Raw genomic sequence first — 18,277 nt, forward strand, 5'->3', positions numbered from 1 at the left:
CACTCGCCATTCCCCTATGTCCACTTTACGGGTAGCCACGCTCAACTTGCGCAACCGGGCCGACCGCTGGCTGCAACGGCGAGATCTGTTGGCGTCGCAGCTTCTCCAGGCGCAGCCCGACCTGATCAGTTTGCAGGAAATCTCTTTCCCTATTGGGCAAGGCCACTGGTTGCAGCGGCAGCTAAACGTGCGCCTCAGTGGCTCTCGGCGGCATCCCTATCGCCTGCTGCTGGCCCGCAAACGCCACCTGATCAAGGGATACTTCGAGGGCGTGGGCATTCTTACACGGCTGCCCGTCGTCGCCCGCGATACCCTGGGGTTGGGGTATGAGGGGCGCGTGGCGCTGCGGGCTAACCTGGAACTGCCATCGGGCCGCACAGTTGATTTCGTGGCTTTGCACTTGCACCACGTCGCCCGCGACCAGGAAGCACGCACCGAGCAGGTCACGAGATTGATGGGCTGGCTCAATGACCGCAATCGCGTGCCTTATCAAATCATCGCCGGAGATTTCAACGAGACGCCAACGGGACCGGCCATCCGGCGCATGAAGCAGGTATACCGCTCTGCCTTTGCCGAAGCCGTGGGGCACGAGCCGTTGGCAACCTTTCCCACGGCTCTGTCCGGCCCGTCCGATTGGTCTGGCTGTTTGGACTACATTTTTGTCTCCCCGGCCATACACCGGGTAAAACAGGCGCACCTCATCTGCAAGTCCCCCTCGCCTACGGACAACACCCTCTACCCATCGGACCACGTAGGCGTGCTGGCGGTGATTGAAGTGGAAAACGTCTCTCCGCATTGACAAAAGCAGGCGTGTATAACAACAATAGTGTGATTCGCGTTATGTGTCACTCACCGTAGAACAATTCGCCGAACTGCCCACCGTGGCATGCCGACTGTAGGACAATTCGCCGAATTGCCCACCGTAAGGAGTGGAAACACGCCAAATGAATACCAGGGTGACGCCTTTATTGCGCCGCTGGTCGTACCCGAGATAGAGTTAATGAGATGAAGCCAACAATTTCCATTATCGCTCCGGTCTACAATGAAGAAGAAGTGCTGCCTGAGTTGTATCGACGGGTGGCCGCCGTGATGGACGGCATGAAAGAAAGCTGGGAACTGGTGCTGGTCAATGACGGCAGCCGCGACCGCTCGGCGGCCATCATTGCCGAGTTACACAACCAGGATGAGCGCGTGAAGGGGATCAGTTTTTCACGTAATTTTGGCTTCCAGATCGCCGTCACCGCCGGCCTGGACCATGTTAGCGGGGATGCCATTATCCTCACGGACGCGGACTTGCAGGACCCGCCGGAGGTATTCCCGGAGATGATCGCTAAATGGCGCGAGGGGTACGATGTGGTTTATGGGGTGCGTACGGAGCGGGAAGGGGAGACGTGGTTTAAGAAGTTTACGGCGGTGGTGTTCTATCGCCTGATTGACCGGATTACGGGTATTGGCATTCCACTGGATACGGGGGACTTTCGGCTAATGGATCGGCGGGTCGTGGAGGCGATCCGGCGGATGCCGGAACGGAACCGGTTTCTGCGCGGGATGGTTCCCTGGGTGGGGTACAGGCAAACGGGGGTTCCCTATCGGCGTCATGCGCGATATGCCGGCACTTCCAAGTTCGGCAGCGTGCGGCAAATGCTCCCCTTCGCCCTCAACGCCATCACCAGCTTCTCCTACTTCCCCCTCCAACTCGCCACCTACCTCGGCTTCGCCATGGCCGGCATCTCCGCCCTGGCCATCCTCATCGTCATCTTCCTGCGCCTCTTCACCGCACACACAGAACTCACCGGACAGGCCACCACCCTCGTCGCCGTCCTCTTCCTCGGCGGCGTCCAACTCATCAGCCTGGGCATCATCGGCGAATACCTCGGCCGCATCTACGACGAAGTCAAAGGCCGGCCTCTGTACCTGATCGACAAGGCATGGGGAGTCGAAGAATAAGGTATGAGGTATGAGGTATGAGGTATGTATGAGGTATGAGGTATGAGGTATGAGGTATGAAGTTCATACCTTATGCTTTCCCCTTCACCCCCCAATCTCAGACATGACGCGATTCAGCGGAATCACGTTTTGCGACAAGCCATGCCCCCACGGCTTCCACCAGATCGCCTCGCGCAGTTCCGCCTTTAGCGCCTCATCGCTGGCTCCCTGGCGTAGCGGTGTTAGCACGTCAAACTCCCGCTCCCGCAGCAGGCACAACCGCAGCTTGCCATCCGCCGTCAGCCGGGCGCGCGTACAAGAAGCGCAAAAAGGTTGCGTCACGGAACTGATAAAGCCCAGCGTCCCCAATCCCTCCGCCAGCCGATAGATACGCGCCTCGCCATCCAACTCCCCCGCATTCACCAACGTCAGCGGCCCCAACGCCGCCACAATCGTCGCCCGCAATTCTTCTTCAGGAACCACGCCCGCCTGCTGAAAATCCGCCACATCCCCAAACGGCATCATCTCAATGAAGCGCACTTGCCACGGCTTGAACAACGTCAGTCGCGCCAGGTCCACCACATCCTCCCGATCATTGTAGCCGCGCACCACCACCGCGTTCAGCTTCACACGCAGCCCGACGCGCTCCGCCGCGGCAATGCCCGCCCACACATCCTGCACATCCCCCCACCGCGTCACCTGGCGGAACTTCCGCGGGTCCAGCGTATCAATGCTCACGTTCACCCGCTGCAAACCCGCCTCCGCCAACGGCTGCGCCATCTGCTCCAGCAGCACCCCATTGGTCGTCATCGCCACCGTGTCCACGCCGGGCGTCTGGGCAATGCCCCGCACCAACCCGACCAGGTCCGCGCGCACCGTCGGTTCGCCCCCCGTGAGGCGAAATTTATGGAAGCCCAGGTCGGCAAACACACCCACCAGGCGCAATATCTCCTCATCTTGCAGCAGTTCCTGGCGCGGACGGAACGTCATATCTTCCGGCATGCAGTAGACGCAGCGCAAATTGCACTTGTCGGTGAGGGAAATACGTAGGTAGCTGATGTCGCGGCCAAAGCGGTCTTGAGCCATGAATCACCTGTTCTCACTTGCGAAACCGGGACGCCAGAAGGAAATGCCGCGCCGCGCGCGTCTTCCATATGTGCCCCGAAAACGAAACGGCTAACTCTCTTGTGGGCCAGGCTCGTCAAACAAAGCCCTTGTCAAAGCCCTTGTCGAAGTCCTTGTCGAAATCCTTGTGGAAGTCCCCATTGCCTGCGGCAGGCTCAGGCAATGGGTTAAGCGGTTACCCGAAAACAACGAATAGCCACCCAAACGGCAGCACTTGCACATACCATTTTAAGCGCGGCACACGGAGAAAGTGTGTCGCATCCGCATCGTAATCTAACGCCAATTCCACCGAAAGTCAAAGGTTTTTGCTATTTTTCTTAGCTTTTTAACAAAAATAGGTGGTGGCGACGCCGCTCACTCGTAGTACAAGCGGTGGGCGTACATCTGCTTTATTGACGCAGGCTGGCTATAATCCTTACGGGACACTGGCGTTATAGGCTTGGAGGCTTCAGCCGCCCCACGTATGGGGTTTTATCCGGCTAAAGCCTCGACTCCGATCACTTTATGCGGATTTCGCCAGACGCCAGAACCTTACCTGGAAGACACGCTGGGAAAGCGCGTCGCGCCGGAATAACCGTACGATGAGAATGCTCGTCATGCCGGCATCCACCGCCAACGACAACACCCCCCAAACCCGGTTCCTGGGCGGCGCGGGTGAGTCAACCGTTAACTTTTTTCAGGCGAGTTTGGAAACTCGCCCTACAAGGAGAGTGTGTGTCTGACTTCTCCCCTCGCAAAGTAAGGCGGGTCATTTTACCCGCGTGGCTCAGCGCCATTTTGACCATCGCTTTTGTCGCCTCCGGCATCAGCGTCTCTATCTTCGTCTTCCTCACCGCCGACGCCTTCTTGCATCGCCCCTTCAATCCGGTAGCGGCGGCGGCGGAAGAAGTAGCCGGCATTGACTTGAGCCCGTTGGGGCAGGAGGGACCGCCGTTTGTCCCTTCCCTACCACCTGACGAGCCAACGCCCACCCCCCTGCCCACGCAAGAGCCGTGGCAAGGATCGCAGCGTATCACCGTCCTCTTGATGGGCATTGACCGTCGTCCGGGCGACCCCTTCATCTCCCGCACGGACACCATGATGCTCCTCTCCTTCAACCCCGCCACCAACCAGGCATCCATCCTCTCCGTCCCCCGCGACCTCTACGTCGTCATCCCCGGCTATGGCCGGGATCGCATCAACACCGCCTTCGTCTACGGCGCGCGCGGCAACAACCCGGCCGGCGGCGCGGCGCTCTCCATGCAAACCATCACCTACAACCTGGGCATCCCCATTGACCACTACATTCTCGTAGACTTCAACGCCGTGGTGCAAACGGTGGACGCGCTGGGCGGCATTGACGTCAACGTGCCCTTTGACATTTACGATCCAACCTACCCGGACATGTATTACGGCTACGATCCGCTGTATATCCCCGCCGGTTGGCAGCATATGGACGGGGCGCTGGCGTTAAAATATGCGCGCACGCGCCACGTAGACAACGACTTCGGGCGGGCACAGCGGCAGCAGCAGGTTGTCCTGGCCGTGCGCGACCACATGCTAAACATGGGCGTAGGCGATCTACTGCGGCAGGTTCCTTTCCTGTTCCAACAAGTGGGCGAAGGGGTGCGGACCGACCTGAGCCTGGACCAGATTTTGCGCCTGGCGAAGACGGCCAGCGACATTCCGGCGGAGAATATCAGGAGCGACGTGTTGGACTACGATTATGTGATCAGCTACACCACGGAAGCGGGCGCGAGCGTGCTGGTGTTGGTCAACGACAAGGCGGCAGCGCTGATCCAGTCACTGTTTTTCGATCAATAGGCATGGGAAGAGGAAATCGTATGAATCGAGAAGCATTCCGGGAACGATTGAACCAGGGGCCACTGCTTCTGGATGGGGCGATGGGCACGATGCTGCACGCGCGGGGCGCGCACATCGGGCAATGTTTCGACGCCCTCAGCCGGGACAATCCGGCGCTGGTGGCGGAAATTCACCGCCTGTACATTGACGCCGGCGCGGACATGATCGAGACGAACAGCTTTGGCGCGAATCGTTACAAACTGAGCGAATACGGACTGGAGGACGAGGTAGAAGCCATCAACAAGGCCGCCGTGGCTCTGGCGCGGCGCGTCATCATGGGCGCGTTCAAGCCCGTGCTGCTGGCCGGGTCCGTGGGACCATTGGGGGTGCGCCTGGCCCCGCTGGGTCGGGTGAAGCGCGAGCAGGCGGAAGCGGCTTTTGGCGAACAGCTTGCGGCGCTGGTGGCCCCACCTGAAGGGCTGCCCGGCGCGGCGGGCATTGACCTGCTACTGATTGAAACGATGTCCGATGTGAAGGAGGTGGAGGCGGCGGTGCGCGCGGCGCGCGCCATCGCGCCCGACCTGCCCATCGTGGCGCAGATGACGTTCACGCGGGATGACCGCACACTGCTGGGGAACCGGCCGGCGGACGTGGCGCAGAAGTTGATGGCGCTGGACGTGGATGCCGTGGGCGTTAACTGTAGCAGCGGCCCGGCGCAGGTGTTGCGCTTGCTGGTGGCCATGCGTGCGGCGGTTCCGGAGGCGGTGCTGGCGGTTTCTCCGAACGCGGGCTGGCCGCAACAGACGGAGGGCGGACGGGTGCTTTATCCGGCGACGCCGGCGTACTTCGGCGAGTATGCGCGCGCGTTTGTGAAGGCGGGGGCGCGTCTGGTGGGCGGCTGCTGCGGCACGACGGAGGCGCATATTCGGGCGATGCGGGCGGCGCTGGATACGCCTGGAGCCAGTGCGCGGGAGCTGCCGCGGGTGTCGGTAGAGGGGAGTGAGGGGGGAAAAGTGCCGGCAGAACGCCCCACGGCGTTGGCGGAAATGTTGGAGGCAGGCCGGTTCGTCGTCACCGTGGAAATGAGTCCACCGCGCGGCCTGACTACGGAGCGTTTGCTGGCCGGCGCGCATATGCTCAAAGAAGCGGGCGCGCACTTCATCGACGTGGCGGACAGCCCGCTGGCGCGGATGCGCATGAGCGCCTGGGCGGCGGCGTACCTGGTGCAGCAGCAGGTGGGCATGGAAGCGATCTTGCACTTCCCCACGCGCGGGCGCAACCTGCTGCGCGTGCAGGGGGACTTGCTGGCGGCGCACGCGCTGGGGGTACGCAACCTGTTTGTGGTGATGGGCGACCCGACGCGGATCGGGGATTACCCGGAAGCGATGGACAATTATGACATTGTGCCCACGGGCTTGATTGAGTTGATCAAGATGCAGCTTAATCAGGGCGTGGATAAGGCGGGGCAGTCTATTGACCAGCCGACGGGCTTTGTTGTCGGCTGCGCTATCAGCCTGAATCCCGGAGACCCGCAACGGGAGATGCGCCTGCTGCGGAAGAAGATTCGCAGCGGAGCGGATTTTGCCCTGTCGCAGCCAGTGTTTGACGTGCCGGCAGCGCGTGCGTTTTTGCGGCAATATGCGGAGACGTATGGGGATTTGATTCCGGTGATTGCCGGCATTAACCCCCTCTTCAACAGCAATAACGCCGAATTCCTACACAACGAAGTGCCCGGCATCCACATCCCGGACATTTACCGGGAACGGATGCGCCAGACCGTCGATCCACAGCAGGAAGGGGTGAAAATCGCCCAGGAACTCCTGTTAGAGATGCGCGAATTTACGCAGGGGGTTTATTTGATGCCGGCATTTGGCCGCTACGACCTCGTTGCCGACGTGTTAGACGTTTTGTGAAGGGATGAGGGTTAGGGACACGCGCTGGCGTCAAGGACTGCCCCAATAATACCAACCGGCGCCGCAAACTCGCCACGCGCCCACTCCCTACGCCACCCACCCCCAGATAAAGAACTGCCCACTGAAATAGAACCAGAGCAGCAACGAGAGATAGAGAATGAGGCGGTGACGCCACGGGTTTTGGCCCGCCACACCCCACCACCAGAACAGCGGAAAGAAGGCCAACGCATAGCGCATGAAAGAGTACAACGGCTTCAGGTCGGAGCGGGGCAGCAGCATGAACAGGAGCATGGCCGCCGCGTAGAGGCCATAGAGGGGACCGAAGCGGCGAAACGTGACCCCGATCGTCGCCAGCAGCAAGAAGACGACGCCAAAGTCCAGCAGCAGCGTGAACTCGCCCGCGCGCACGCCCCGACCCGTGAGCAGGATGCGGGCCGCCGTGATCAGGTCGGCGCCGGGCAGGCTGGTGGTCTGATGCCAGAACCGGGCATAGACCTGGCCGATGGGCGGTAGCCCCACTCCATGACGATAGAGGAGGAAGCCGAGGAAACCCCAGGCGGGCAGGGTGGCCGACAACAGGGAGGACCAGCGGCGGGGGCGGGCGGTCCAGGCGGCATAGGCCAGGGGGAGGATGAGCAGGACGCCGGTGGTGCGGGTCACGGTGGCGAGGAGGGCGAAAATGCCGGCATTCACCCCCTCTCCCCTCTCCGCCGCCACCAAACTCGCCAACGCCAACAGCAAAAACAGCGGCTCCGTGTACCCGGCAAACAGAAAAAAGCCCGTCGGAAACAATCCCAGGTACACCAGCGCCCGATTCGCGCCGCTTTCGCCGATTTTCCGCGTCGCCTGGCGATGAAACAGATAAAACGCCCCCAAACAGGCCAGATTGCTCACCACCATCGCCGCCATCATGGCCGCCGTCGTGGGCGCGGCGGGAATCAGCCAGGCCCCGGCGCGAATCAGCAGCGGATAGAGCGGCGGAAAGACGGAATCCTCGACGGCGGCATACCCCTGGCGCGCAATCCGCACGTACCGGTTGGTGTCAAAGCGCTGCCACGGCCCCAACAACAACCCCGCCGCCCCCTCGCGGAGAATCTCCGCGCCGAGATAGGGGCGCAGCTCCTCGTCCGGCGTGGCCGGAAGGGGCACAAGCGTCGTCACGACACCGCCCCAGAGGGTGAGAAACAATCGCAGCGCCAAGAACAGGGCCAACGCCCGTTTCCAGGACACCCGTCGCGCCCCATTCACCCGGTCCATCATACGCTCGTTTCCCTTTCTTCCTTGCTGCATACCTCTATTGTACTGGGTCTCGTCTCAAGATACACAGCGGATATAATCGCGCCATGACGCCCCTGCCCAACTTCCTCCTCATCGGCGCGGCCAAAGCCGGCACGACGGCTCTTTTTGCCACCCTGGATCAGCATCCTGATGTGTATTTTGCCGGCAATAAGGAGCCGAGTTATTTTGCCTGGATGGAGCAGTCGCTGGATGTGCGCGGACCGGGGGACTGGGCTGCCCTCAGCCCGTATGTGGTCACGAGATGGGCGGATTATGCGCGGTTGTTCGCAAATGCCGGCACAGCCACCGCCATCGGCGAAGCCTCCACCGCCTACCTCTACCACCCATATGCCGCCGCGCGCATCGCCCACGCCCTGCCCGATGCGCGCCTCATCGCCATCTTGCGCCACCCGGCGGACCGCGCCTACGCCGCCTACCTGCACCTCCTGCGCGACGGGCGGGAGACGCTGGATTTCGCCGCCGCCCTGCGCGCCGAACCGGAGCGCATTGCCCAGGGCTGGGAGCCGTTGTGGCATTATCGCCAGATGGGGGCCTATGCGGCGCAGTTGCGGCGGTATCTGGCGCACTTCGAGCGGGCGCGGCTGCACGTCTGCCTCTATGACGACTTCCAGGCAGACCCGACCGCCACGGCGCGGCGGATTTTCGCCTTTCTGGGGGTAGAGGACTCCTTCACGCCCGCGCTGCCGCACCGCACCAACGTCGGCGGCGTGCCGCGTGGCGAGCCGTTATACCGGCTGCTGGCCGCCGCCCGCTGGAAACGCGCGCGGCAACGAATCCCCCCCGGACTGCGTCACCGCTATCGCCGCTTACTGAACGCCTGGCCGCTGCGCCGCCCCCCGCTCCCTCCCCAACTCCGCGCCAACCTCACCGCGACCTTCCGCGACGACATCCTCCACCTGCAAGACCTCCTCCAACGCGACCTTTCCGCCTGGCTAGGGTGAGGGGCCGGTTTGCGAGTGGCGAGTTTGCAACTGGCAAGTGGCGAGGGGCGAGGCGCAAGTTTGCAGGTGGCGAGGGGCGAGGGGCAAGTTTGCGGGTGGCGAGGGGCGAGGGGCAAGTTTGCAGGTGGCGAGGGGCGAGGAGCAAGTTTGCGGGTGGCGAGGGGCGAGGGGCAAGTTTGCGGGTGGCGAGGGGCGAGGGGCAAGTTTGCGAGGGGCGAGGCGCAAGTTTGCAGGTGGCGAGGGGCGAGGGGCGAGGCGCAAGTTTGCAGGTGGCGAGGGGCGAGGGGCGAGTTTGTGAGTGGCGAGTTTGTGAGTGGCGAGTGGCGAGTTTGCGGGGGCAAGTTTGCAAGTGGCGCGTGGCGCGTGGCAAGTTTGCGAGGGCAGCTTAGCGAGCAACAAATCCACGAACCAACTCCCCCTCATACCTCATACCTCATACCTCATACCTCATACCTCATACCTCATACCTCATACCTCTTCAACAGTCGCCGGTAGATGGTCAGCAGTTGCCGCGCGGTTTCGCGCCAGGTGAAGCGGTGCGCCTGGCGGAAGCCTTCGGCCACCATTTTGGTGCGGCGGGGCGTGTCCAGCAGCAGGCGGTGCATGGTGTCCTGCCAGGCGCGCTCGTCACGCGGCGGCAGCAGCCAGGCGGCCTGCCCGGCCACTTCCACCAGGCTGGACGTCGCGGCGCTGACCACGGGCACGCCGCAGGCCATCGCTTCCAGCAGGGGCAGCCCGAACCCCTCGTAGAGGCTGGGGAAGAGAAAAAGTGTGGCGGCGCTGTAGAGGGTGGGGAGGTCCGCGTCATCGACGAAGCCGAGGAATTTGACGCGCTCCCGCAAGCCCTGCGCGGCGACTTCGGCCATCATTTCCTCGTAGAGCCACCCCTTGCCGCCGGCGATGTACAGGTTGTGCGGCCACTGCGCGGCCACGCCTTTGAAGGCGCGCACGAGCATCTGGTAGTTTTTGCGCGGCTGCAGCGTGCCTACGCTCAACAGGTAGGGGGATTCGCCCAACCCGTAGCGGTCACGCACGGCGGCCAGTCGCCGCTTTTCCGTGACCGGGCGGAATTTCTCGCTGACGCCGCTGTAGAGGACGGTGATTTTGGTTTCGGGAACCTGCCACAGGTCAATGAGGTCGGCACGGGTGGCCTGGGAGTCGGCGAGGATGTGGGTGGCGCGGGCAACGGATGCCGGCACAACCCGGTTCAAATAAGCAACCAACGCAGGCGTGAAGGTTTGCGGGTAGTGGATGAAGGAGAGGTCATGGACAGTGAGGAGGGTGGGCACGCCGCCGCGCACGGGGGGCAGGACGAAATCGGGGGAGTGGTAGAGATCAATGGGACCGGTGAACCAGTTGACGGGGAGGGGGACGCGCAGGCGATGCCAGAGGCGGTAGAGCCAGCGGTCGCTGAGGGGAGCCGGGTGGCGGCGCATGTTGGCGGCGGTGGGAAGCGGATTGGGGACGGGGGGAGATGCCGGCATTTTCGCATGAAACAAATGATACGCCGTCGTCTTATCCGCCTCCGCCAGCGCCCACACCAACTCCCGCGTATACCGCCCAATCCCTCCCCCCTGCGTCACCGCCGCCGTCACGTCAATCCCGATTCGCGGAGAGTCTGCGAGTTTGCGAGTTTGCGAGTTTGCGAGTTTACTCACCACGCACCCTTTGCCCTTGCCTTTCACTCACCATGTTTACGTTGACTTACAACATTGGGAACGAGCATAGAGATGATTTCATTCAGCAAATCAAGTCGATGCGTCAACACCTGGGCGGGCAAAAGCAGATGCCCTCGCCAATACCACCCGCGAGATTCACGAGCTTCCGCCACCGCTATGCGCAAACGAAATGCATAATCCTTGCCAAAGCCACGACCATATCCCTCTTCGATATTGGCACTGATGGACCCGACACTGCGGATCAACTGCTTCGCAATGGTCGCTCCCCTCACATCCTTCAGTAGATATTCGCAATCTCCCCAGGCAAGATCGTACAAGAAAAGCGCTTTCGGATAAACATGAAACTGCCACAAAGGATCATGCAACAGCGAAGGATGTACCGTCTCACGCCAGGCATCAAAACTGCGTGGCCTTTCCCTCATCTTCAACCCTCACACATATCATCTCAACAACTCGAGGCGGCCCCGTTTGAGCCTATCGCAACCAACCTCGCCCCCCGCTCACTCGCTCACTCGCCCCTCGCCACTCACCCCTCGCCACTCACCCCTCCCCTTGTCCACGTCGCTGTACGTCCAGTAGCGATTGACGAAAAAGTTCCAGAACATGGCCAGGCCGACGGCCAACGCCAGGGCCAGGTTTTTGCCCAGGCGCAGGGTGACGGCTTCGCTGAACGATGGAACGAGCCAGGCGGTCAGGTGGGCAAAGGGCTGGGAGGTGTAGGTGAGGATGGGCACGCGGATGAGAAGGGCGAGGGCGTTGACGAAGAAGAATTGCAGGAACTGGCGTACAAGAGGCTTGCTGCGCGAGTCAGGGTAGGTCCAGTAGCGGTTCCAGATGAAGTTGCTGATGATGGCCAGGATGAAGGAGAGAGTGCCGGCAAATGCCGGCATAATCCGTCCCGTCACCCACCCCGTATGCTGAAAAACACTCACCAACAGATTAAACGAGCCGAAATCCACCACGGCCCCCACCGCCCCCACCACCGTGAACTTCACAAACCGCTTCGCCTCAACCGGATTCAGCCCCGTTCTGCCCACAATCGCATGAAAAAACGCACTCATAACTCACTCCGCGCCAGACCATTTCGCGCCAAAAGCTGCTGCAACCCCAACATCACGCCCAAATGAACATAAATGTTATTCACGTACAGCTTGTCAACCAGATGATGCACCGCCAGAGCCGCGCACACCGCCAGCAACCCCAGCGCCATGCCCCGCTCCGCCGATGGTAATCGTCGCAGCAGCCAAACGCCCTGCCCGACCACCACCAGCCAGAACACAAAGTAGGCGATTATACCGACCACGCCTGTTTCCGCCAGCAGGTTTAGATAGTAATTGTGCGCGTGTCCCAGCGCCGCGGGCCAGTTGAGGAAGGCATAATCCGCGTAAGCCGCTTCATAATTGCCAAAGCCCACCCCCAGCCACAGATGGTCGCGGGCCATCTCCAGCGCCGACTGCCAATGAGCCAGCCGCTCTAACACAGCATAGTCCGCCTGCGTAATATCCACGCCGCGCACGTCGCCCAGACTAAACTCCGCCGTAAACCCGGTGAGGCGCGCCGTAATTGACGCCGGAATCCATCCGGCGGCCAGCGCCAGCACAAATAGCGCCAGCCCCCCAACCAGCACCGCCGCGCCCCACACCCGCCGCCGTGGCCAGAAAAAAAGCAGGGTTGCGATGCCGGCAACAAAGCCCAACCACGCCCCCCGACTCCAGGAAAGCACCAGCGCCGCCGTCGTCGTCCCCGCCGCCACGCCCAGAAACAGCAGCCACCCCCGGTCTGTCCATGTCCCCCAGGAACGGGCGCGCCAATGCGCCACGACGAGGCCGACCAGCGTCCCCCAGGCCAGGCAGGCATTCATGCCCACGAAGCCGCCAAACGGGTTCGGCTGGTCAAACGTCCCATAGGGGCGGTAGAAACGCCCGGAGACGTGGAAGAAGTCGGGACCGCTGCCGCGAATGACGGCCTGCCAGATGCCGCCCAGGGCCTGGCTCATCCCCGCCAGCAGCAGGATACCGACAAATAGTCGCGGGGTCCAGGATGCCGGCATTCGCCGCAACAACGGCGACACCTCCGGCAAATCCACCACCATAACCATCAACAAGCCTATCTCCACCCACTTAATCAACTCCCGAAACCCCAAAACCAACGACGGCGCATCCAACAGCGAGATAGTCGCCACGCCGGCGAACAGGGCCAGCGGCAAATGGGGCCACGACAGCGGCAGCTTGATCGCCCGCCGCAACACCCCTTTGCTCAGCCACACAGCCACCACCACAAAAAAAAGCAGTTGGCCGCTGTCCAGGAGTTGGTTGCCCCACACCCGATTCTCAAACGCGCCAAAAGGCCCCGCCAGCAGCGCCAGCCCCAATCCGACCAGCGGATCGATCAACGTCAGCAGCAGAGCCACCGCGGCAACCACCAGCACGACGGCGGCCCACAACGGCAGCAGCGCCACCGCCAACCCCAGGCCCAACGCCGCCAGCGCGGCCCCCCACCCCACATGATAGGGAGGCCAGGCAAGCAGCCCGATACGCTGCCGCCTGGCGTTCACGCGCACATCTAACATAGGGTAACAGGCTACCTTTAGACGCGGCCGCGGAAGTAATCCAGGGTCTTGCGCAGCCCTTCTTCCAGGCCAACTTTCGGTTCCCAGCCCAACACGGCACGCGCTTTGCTGATGTCCGGGCGACGCACTTTGGGGTCGTCGGTGATGCGCTCGTCGGTTGGTTCCACGAAATGAATCTCGGATTTGCTGCCGGCAATTCGCACCACCTCATGCGCAAAGTCCAAAATCGTCATCTCGTTCGGATTGCCAATGTTCACGGGCAAACGCTCATCCGACAGCAGCAGCCGATAGATGCCCTCTACCAGATCGCTACAATACTGGAAGGAGCGCGTCTGCTTGCCACCCATGTACACCGTCAGCGGCTCGCCCAACAGCGCCTGCTTGATGAAATTGGGCACAACCCGCCCATCATTCAAACGCATCCGTGGCCCATACGTGTTGAAGATGCGCACTATGCGCGTCTCCACGCCGTGATACCGCTGGTAAGCCATCGTCATCGCCTCGGCAAATCGTTTGGCCTCGTCATAGACGCCACGCGGACCAATGGGATTGACGTGTCCCCAGTAGGTTTCGGGCTGGGGATTGACCTGCGGGTCGCCATACACTTCGCTGGTGGAAGCCAGCAGGTAGCGCGCACCCTTCGCCTTGGCCAGACCAATCGTGTTCAGCGTGCCCAACGAGCCAACCTTTAGGGTGTGGATGGGATGCTCCAGGTAGTCATTGGGGCTGGCCGGCGAGGCAAAGTGCAACACCGCATCCACCGGACCATCAAGGTAGATGTAGTTGCTGACGTTGTGCTTGATAAAGCTGAAACGTTCGTGGGAGATCAAATGGGCGATGTTATCGGTGCTACCCGTGATCAGATTGTCCATGGCAACGACCGTGTGGCCTTCCGCCAGGAATCTTTCGCATAAATGGGAACCAAGAAAACCCGCGCCCCCCGTGATCAGTACACGCATATTTCCTCCTCAAAGAAGTGGTCGGTGAACGGTAATCAGTGGATCATAGCCCGTTACCACGACGCTCCATCGCCTCGTGGGGATCGCCATCTGGCATCTCCGGCAATTTCGACAGGCTCGCGCGGACAACCGTCCTTTTCATTCATTGTAACACCCAAGCCGCCGGCAAAAACCCGTGATATGACCACGTTTACCCGGCGCTGGCATCTCCCCCTATATTACACGGAATCCGGCAAATACCCATCAGCATTTGCGGAAATTGCCGCCCGGCGGGGGCAAGGGCAATTCGCGGTCGTGTTCGCAAAACCATCCTGGGCAAGGTATACTTTTCCTGTAGAGATACGTTTGCACCTTGCGACAAGCTTCCCTGCCTGCCGCTGGCGCAGGGCAATCTTTTGTCCTTCGTCATTTGTAACTCGTCATTCGTAACTCGTAACTCGTCCTTCAACCAATCACTGTTTCCGCGGGAGAATCTCCATGATCCATGAGGATGGCCCTGGCGCCAGCCAGGTTGAGCAGCGCAAAGCAGACCACATCCGCATCAACGTCGAGGAAGATGTCGCCTTCAAAGCCCTGAGTACAGGACTGGAGAAGGTGACGTTTTTGCATCAGGCGCTGCCTGAATACAACCTGGCGGAGATTGACACGTCGAGCGTTCTTTGGGGGAAGCGGCTGTCCACGCCTGTCTTTATTTCTTCCATGACGGGGGGAACCGAGGAAGCGTACCAGATCAACCGCGCCCTGGCGATGGCGGCGCAGCAGGTGGGCATGGCCATGGGGCTAGGCTCCATGCGCGCGGCGATTGAAAACGACAATCTGGCGTACACGTTCCAGGTGCGGGACGTGGCCCCGGATATTCTGTTGTTCGCTAACGTGGGCGCGGTGCAGCTTAATTATGGGTATGGACCGGCGCAGATGCAACGGGCGGTGGAGATGGCCCAGGCGGATGCGCTGATTTTGCATTTCAATGCGCTGCAGGAGGCGGTGCAGCCGGAAGGGGATGGGGATTTTCGGGGTTTGTTGGGTAAGGTGGAGGCGTTGTGCCGGCATTTTCCCGTACCCGTCATCGCCAAAGAAGTGGGGTGGGGCTTCGATGCCGCCACCGCCCGCCGCCTGGCCGATGCCGGCATCGCCGCCATCGACGTCGCCGGCGCGGGTGGCACAAGCTGGAGCCAGGTAGAAATGTACCGCGCCCCCACAAGTCGCCATGCGCGCATTGCCGGCAACTTCATTGATTGGGGCATTCCCACCGCCGACGCCGTACGTTTTTGCCGGCAAGGCGCGCCCAACCTCCCCATCTTCGCCAGCGGCGGCCTGAAAACGGGCATCGACATCGCCAAGTGCATCGCCCTCGGCGCCAACCTGGGCGGCATCGCCGGCGACTTCCTCCGCGCCGCCGTCTCCGGTGGGGCGGACGCCGTCGTCGAACTGGCCGACACCATCACGCAAGAACTACGCATCGCCATGTTTTGCGCCGGGGCCGCCGACCTCCACCAACTCGGCCAGACACCCCTCCACCCCACCTTCTCCTGATTTTAGTGACCGCCGAAAGCAACTTGCCCTTCTGCGGGTTAGAACGTCACATCAAGCGCATCCAACGATTCCGCAAGGTGTTCTCGGATGCGCCGTTAGCCAACAAAGGTTTTTGGGAACATGCAGCCAACGACAGACACGTTTACCACTCTTTCCAAAACAATGATCGCCGCCGTGGAAACCGAAATGCGCAGCGTGTTGGAAGCCGGCGACGCCCCACCCGACCTGTTTCAAGGTATGATGCACTATCACATGGGGTGGGTAGACGCCGACCTGCGCCCCGTGCGCGTCCACAGCGGCAAACGCATCCGCCCCCTCCTTTGCCTCCTCTGCTGCCACGCCGCCGGCGGCGACTGGGAGCAGGCCGTCCCCGCCGCCGCCGCCATCGAAATCCTGCACAATTTCACCCTGATTCACGACGATATTCAGGACGACAGTCCCACGCGGCGCGGGCGTCCTACCCTCTGGACGTTGTGGGGCGTGCCGCAGGCCATCAACAGCGGCGACGCCATGTTTGCCGCCGCGCACCTGGCTCTGGCGCGCCTGTTGGACAACAACGTGCCCGCCGCCGCCGTCGTGCGCGCCCTGCGCCGCCTGGATGAAACGTGCATGGACCTCACGCGCGGCCAGTACGCGGACATGCGCTTTGAGACACGCGCCAACGTCAGCGTGGACGAATACCTGGAGATGATTCGCGGCAAAACGGCGGTCCTGATCGCCCTCAGCGCCGAATTGGGGGCGCTGGTCGCCGGCAAAGACGCCCAGACGATAGCCCATTTCGCCGCCTTCGCGCTCAACCTGGGGCTGGCGTTCCAGGTGCGCGACGATATTCTGGGCATCTGGGGCGAAGAAGCCGTGATCGGCAAGTCGGCGGCGACGGACATCGTCACGCGCAAGAAGAGCCTGCCCGTTCTCTATGGCCTGGAGCGCAGCGAGGCGCTGCGCCAGCTTTACGCCGCCGACCCCGCGCCGGCGGATTTTGTGCCGCGGGCGATTGCGCTGCTGGATGAGGCCGAAGCGCGACCATACGCGGAAACCCAGGAGCGGGCGTATACGGATTTGGCGCTGGGTTATTTGGGGGAAGTTGCCGGCATTCACCACACCAGCCAACCCCTCATCCACCTCACCCACCAACTCCTCGGCCGCATCAGCTAGAAAGAGTGATCAGTGGATAGTTGTCAGTGGTCAGAAGTGCCGCCATCAGCAATCTGTGATCTTGAGGATAGACATGACCTGGCAAAATTACCTACTCGAACTCGAAGACCGTTTCCTCCGCTACGTCCAGATAGACACCCAAAGCGACGAGGCCAACCAGACCACCCCCAGCACCGCCAGCCAGCTTGACCTGCTGCGCCTGCTGGCGGACGAACTGCGCCAGATGGGGGCCAGCGACGTGCGCCTCACCGATTACGCCTGCGTCCTCGCCACCATCCCCGGCAACCAACCCCACGCCCCCGCCGTCGCCTTCCTCGCCCATGTGGACACCGCCACCGACTTCAGCGGCAGCGGCGTCAAGCCCATTGTCCACCGCAACTACCAGGGCGGTCCCATCACCCTCCCCGACGACCCCGCCCAGGTACTCACGCCGGAAAACAGCCGCTTCCTCTCCGGGCAAATCGGGGAGGACCTGGTGACGGCTAGCGGCACAACCCTGCTCGGCGCGGATGACAAGGCGGGCGTGGCCATCATCATGACCCTGGCCGCGAATCTTCTGGCGCACCCGGAAATCCCCCATGGCGACGTGCGCGTCTGCTTCACGCCGGACGAAGAAGTGGGGCGGGGCACGGAAGGGCTGCGCCTGGAGGACCTGGCCGCCGACGTGGCCTACACGCTGGACGGCGGCGAAGCGGGCGAGATCACCTACGAAACCTTCTCCGCCGATAAAGCGGTCGTCACCATCACAGGCGTTTCCATCCATCCCGGCGACGCCAAAGGGAAGATGGTCAACGCCCTCACGCTGGCCGCTCAACTCTTGCTGGCGCTGCCCCAGGACACGCTCACGCCGGCCACCACCAGTGAGAAGGAAGGCTTTATCCATCCGTATAAGTTAAGCGGTAGCACGGCGCAGGCGGAAATTCACTTTATTTTGCGCGATTTCGAGCGGGAAGGGTTGGCGGCGCATGGCGCGCGGCTGCGGGAAGTGTGTGATCGGCTGCGGGTTGCGGAACCACGTGCCGGCATTGACTGCCAGATCACCCCACAGTACCGCAACATGCGCTACTGGCTGGAAGATAATATGAAACCCGTGGAACTGGCGGTGGCGGCTATTGAGCAGGCGGGCATCTCCCCTATCATCCGCCCCATTCGCGGCGGCACCGACGGCTCCCGCCTCACCGAACGCGGCCTGCCCACCCCCAACCTCTTCACCGGCATGCACAACATCCACGGCCCCCTCGAATACGTCAGCCTGCAAGACATGGCCCGCGCCACCCAGGTCTGCCTCAACCTCGTCCAACTCTGGGCTGGAAGTCCTGGACCTGAACCTTAAAAAAGAGTGACTATACAGGTCATCTGCCCAGATTGGACCAATTTGCTCTGGTTAAATCCTATT

The 18,277-nt window shown here is 61.9% G+C and carries 15 protein-coding genes; 8 read left to right on the top strand and 7 right to left on the bottom strand.

Annotated elements, in window-relative coordinates; genetic code table 11:
* The first annotated feature begins 16 nt into the window (after nucleotides 1-16).
* Nucleotides 17-799 (top strand): endonuclease/exonuclease/phosphatase family protein, encoded by a 783-nt coding sequence (locus tag H6650_10850; GenBank protein MCB8952500.1) that lies wholly within the window; start codon nucleotides 17-19, stop codon nucleotides 797-799.
* Nucleotides 800-1,005: 206 nt separating this feature from the next.
* The gene (locus H6650_10855) at nucleotides 1,006-1,947 is read left to right on the top strand and encodes a glycosyltransferase family 2 protein (GenBank protein ID MCB8952501.1); all 942 of its coding nucleotides are present in this window, start codon (nucleotides 1,006-1,008) and stop codon (nucleotides 1,945-1,947) included.
* 84 nt (nucleotides 1,948-2,031) lie between these two features.
* On the opposite strand, the gene moaA is transcribed toward H6650_10855, so the two are convergent.
* On the bottom strand, nucleotides 2,032-3,012 hold the full coding sequence (gene moaA / locus H6650_10860; protein MCB8952502.1) for a GTP 3',8-cyclase MoaA: 981 nt from the start codon (nucleotides 3,010-3,012) through the stop codon (nucleotides 2,032-2,034).
* 753 nt (nucleotides 3,013-3,765) lie between these two features.
* Between moaA and H6650_10865 the strand changes: the two genes are divergently transcribed.
* Together H6650_10865 and H6650_10870 are read left to right on the top strand one after the other, a co-directional pair.
* The gene (locus tag H6650_10865; GenBank protein ID MCB8952503.1) at nucleotides 3,766-4,854 is read left to right on the top strand and encodes an LCP family protein; all 1,089 of its coding nucleotides are present in this window, start codon (nucleotides 3,766-3,768) and stop codon (nucleotides 4,852-4,854) included.
* A gap of 20 nt (nucleotides 4,855-4,874) precedes the next feature.
* Nucleotides 4,875-6,746 (top strand): bifunctional homocysteine S-methyltransferase/methylenetetrahydrofolate reductase, encoded by a 1,872-nt coding sequence (locus H6650_10870; GenBank protein ID MCB8952504.1) that lies wholly within the window; start codon nucleotides 4,875-4,877, stop codon nucleotides 6,744-6,746.
* Between the two features lie 87 nt (nucleotides 6,747-6,833).
* On the opposite strand, the gene H6650_10875 is transcribed toward H6650_10870, so the two are convergent.
* Nucleotides 6,834-8,006, bottom strand: a complete 1,173-nt coding sequence (locus H6650_10875; protein MCB8952505.1) for a hypothetical protein — start codon at nucleotides 8,004-8,006, stop codon at nucleotides 6,834-6,836.
* An 83-nt stretch (nucleotides 8,007-8,089) separates the two neighbouring features.
* Between H6650_10875 and H6650_10880 the strand changes: the two genes are divergently transcribed.
* On the top strand, nucleotides 8,090-8,986 hold the full coding sequence (locus H6650_10880) for a sulfotransferase (protein ID MCB8952506.1): 897 nt from the start codon (nucleotides 8,090-8,092) through the stop codon (nucleotides 8,984-8,986).
* Between the two features lie 461 nt (nucleotides 8,987-9,447).
* Here H6650_10880 and H6650_10885 read toward each other — a convergent pair whose 3' ends face one another.
* The 5 genes from H6650_10885 to H6650_10905 form a co-directional block, all read right to left on the bottom strand.
* Entirely contained in the window at nucleotides 9,448-10,644 is a 1,197-nt protein-coding gene (locus H6650_10885; GenBank protein MCB8952507.1) for a glycosyltransferase family 4 protein, read from the bottom strand.
* A gap of 23 nt (nucleotides 10,645-10,667) precedes the next feature.
* Complete coding sequence (locus H6650_10890; GenBank protein ID MCB8952508.1) at nucleotides 10,668-11,087, bottom strand: four helix bundle protein; 420 nt, start codon at nucleotides 11,085-11,087, stop codon at nucleotides 10,668-10,670.
* 78 nt (nucleotides 11,088-11,165) lie between these two features.
* A complete protein-coding gene (locus tag H6650_10895; GenBank protein ID MCB8952509.1) occupies nucleotides 11,166-11,726 on the bottom strand; it encodes a GtrA family protein in 561 nt (186 codons plus the stop codon).
* Nucleotides 11,723-13,234 carry an O-antigen ligase family protein gene (locus tag H6650_10900; GenBank protein MCB8952510.1) on the bottom strand — a complete coding sequence of 504 codons (1,512 nt, stop codon included), beginning with the start codon at nucleotides 13,232-13,234 and terminating at the stop codon, nucleotides 11,723-11,725. Before H6650_10900 ends, H6650_10895 begins: the two co-directional genes overlap by 4 nt.
* 17 nt (nucleotides 13,235-13,251) lie before the next feature.
* Nucleotides 13,252-14,193, bottom strand: coding sequence for an SDR family oxidoreductase (locus tag H6650_10905; GenBank protein MCB8952511.1), 942 nt, complete (start codon nucleotides 14,191-14,193; stop codon nucleotides 13,252-13,254).
* A gap of 477 nt (nucleotides 14,194-14,670) precedes the next feature.
* On the opposite strand from H6650_10905, the gene H6650_10910 reads away from it, so the two are divergent.
* The 3 genes from H6650_10910 (at nucleotide 14,671) to pepT (ending at nucleotide 18,214) form a co-directional block, all read left to right on the top strand.
* Nucleotides 14,671-15,726 carry a type 2 isopentenyl-diphosphate Delta-isomerase gene (locus H6650_10910; GenBank protein MCB8952512.1) on the top strand — a complete coding sequence of 352 codons (1,056 nt, stop codon included), beginning with the start codon at nucleotides 14,671-14,673 and terminating at the stop codon, nucleotides 15,724-15,726.
* Nucleotides 15,727-15,846: 120 nt separating this feature from the next.
* Complete coding sequence (locus H6650_10915) at nucleotides 15,847-16,881, top strand: polyprenyl synthetase family protein (GenBank protein ID MCB8952513.1); 1,035 nt, start codon at nucleotides 15,847-15,849, stop codon at nucleotides 16,879-16,881.
* A 73-nt stretch (nucleotides 16,882-16,954) separates the two neighbouring features.
* Nucleotides 16,955-18,214, top strand: coding sequence for a peptidase T (gene pepT, locus H6650_10920; GenBank protein MCB8952514.1), 1,260 nt, complete (start codon nucleotides 16,955-16,957; stop codon nucleotides 18,212-18,214).
* The last annotated feature ends 63 nt before the right edge of the window (nucleotides 18,215-18,277 follow it).

The sequence above is a fragment of the Ardenticatenales bacterium genome (assembly GCA_020634515.1).
GTDB lineage: Bacteria > Chloroflexota > Anaerolineae > Promineifilales > Promineifilaceae > JAGVTM01.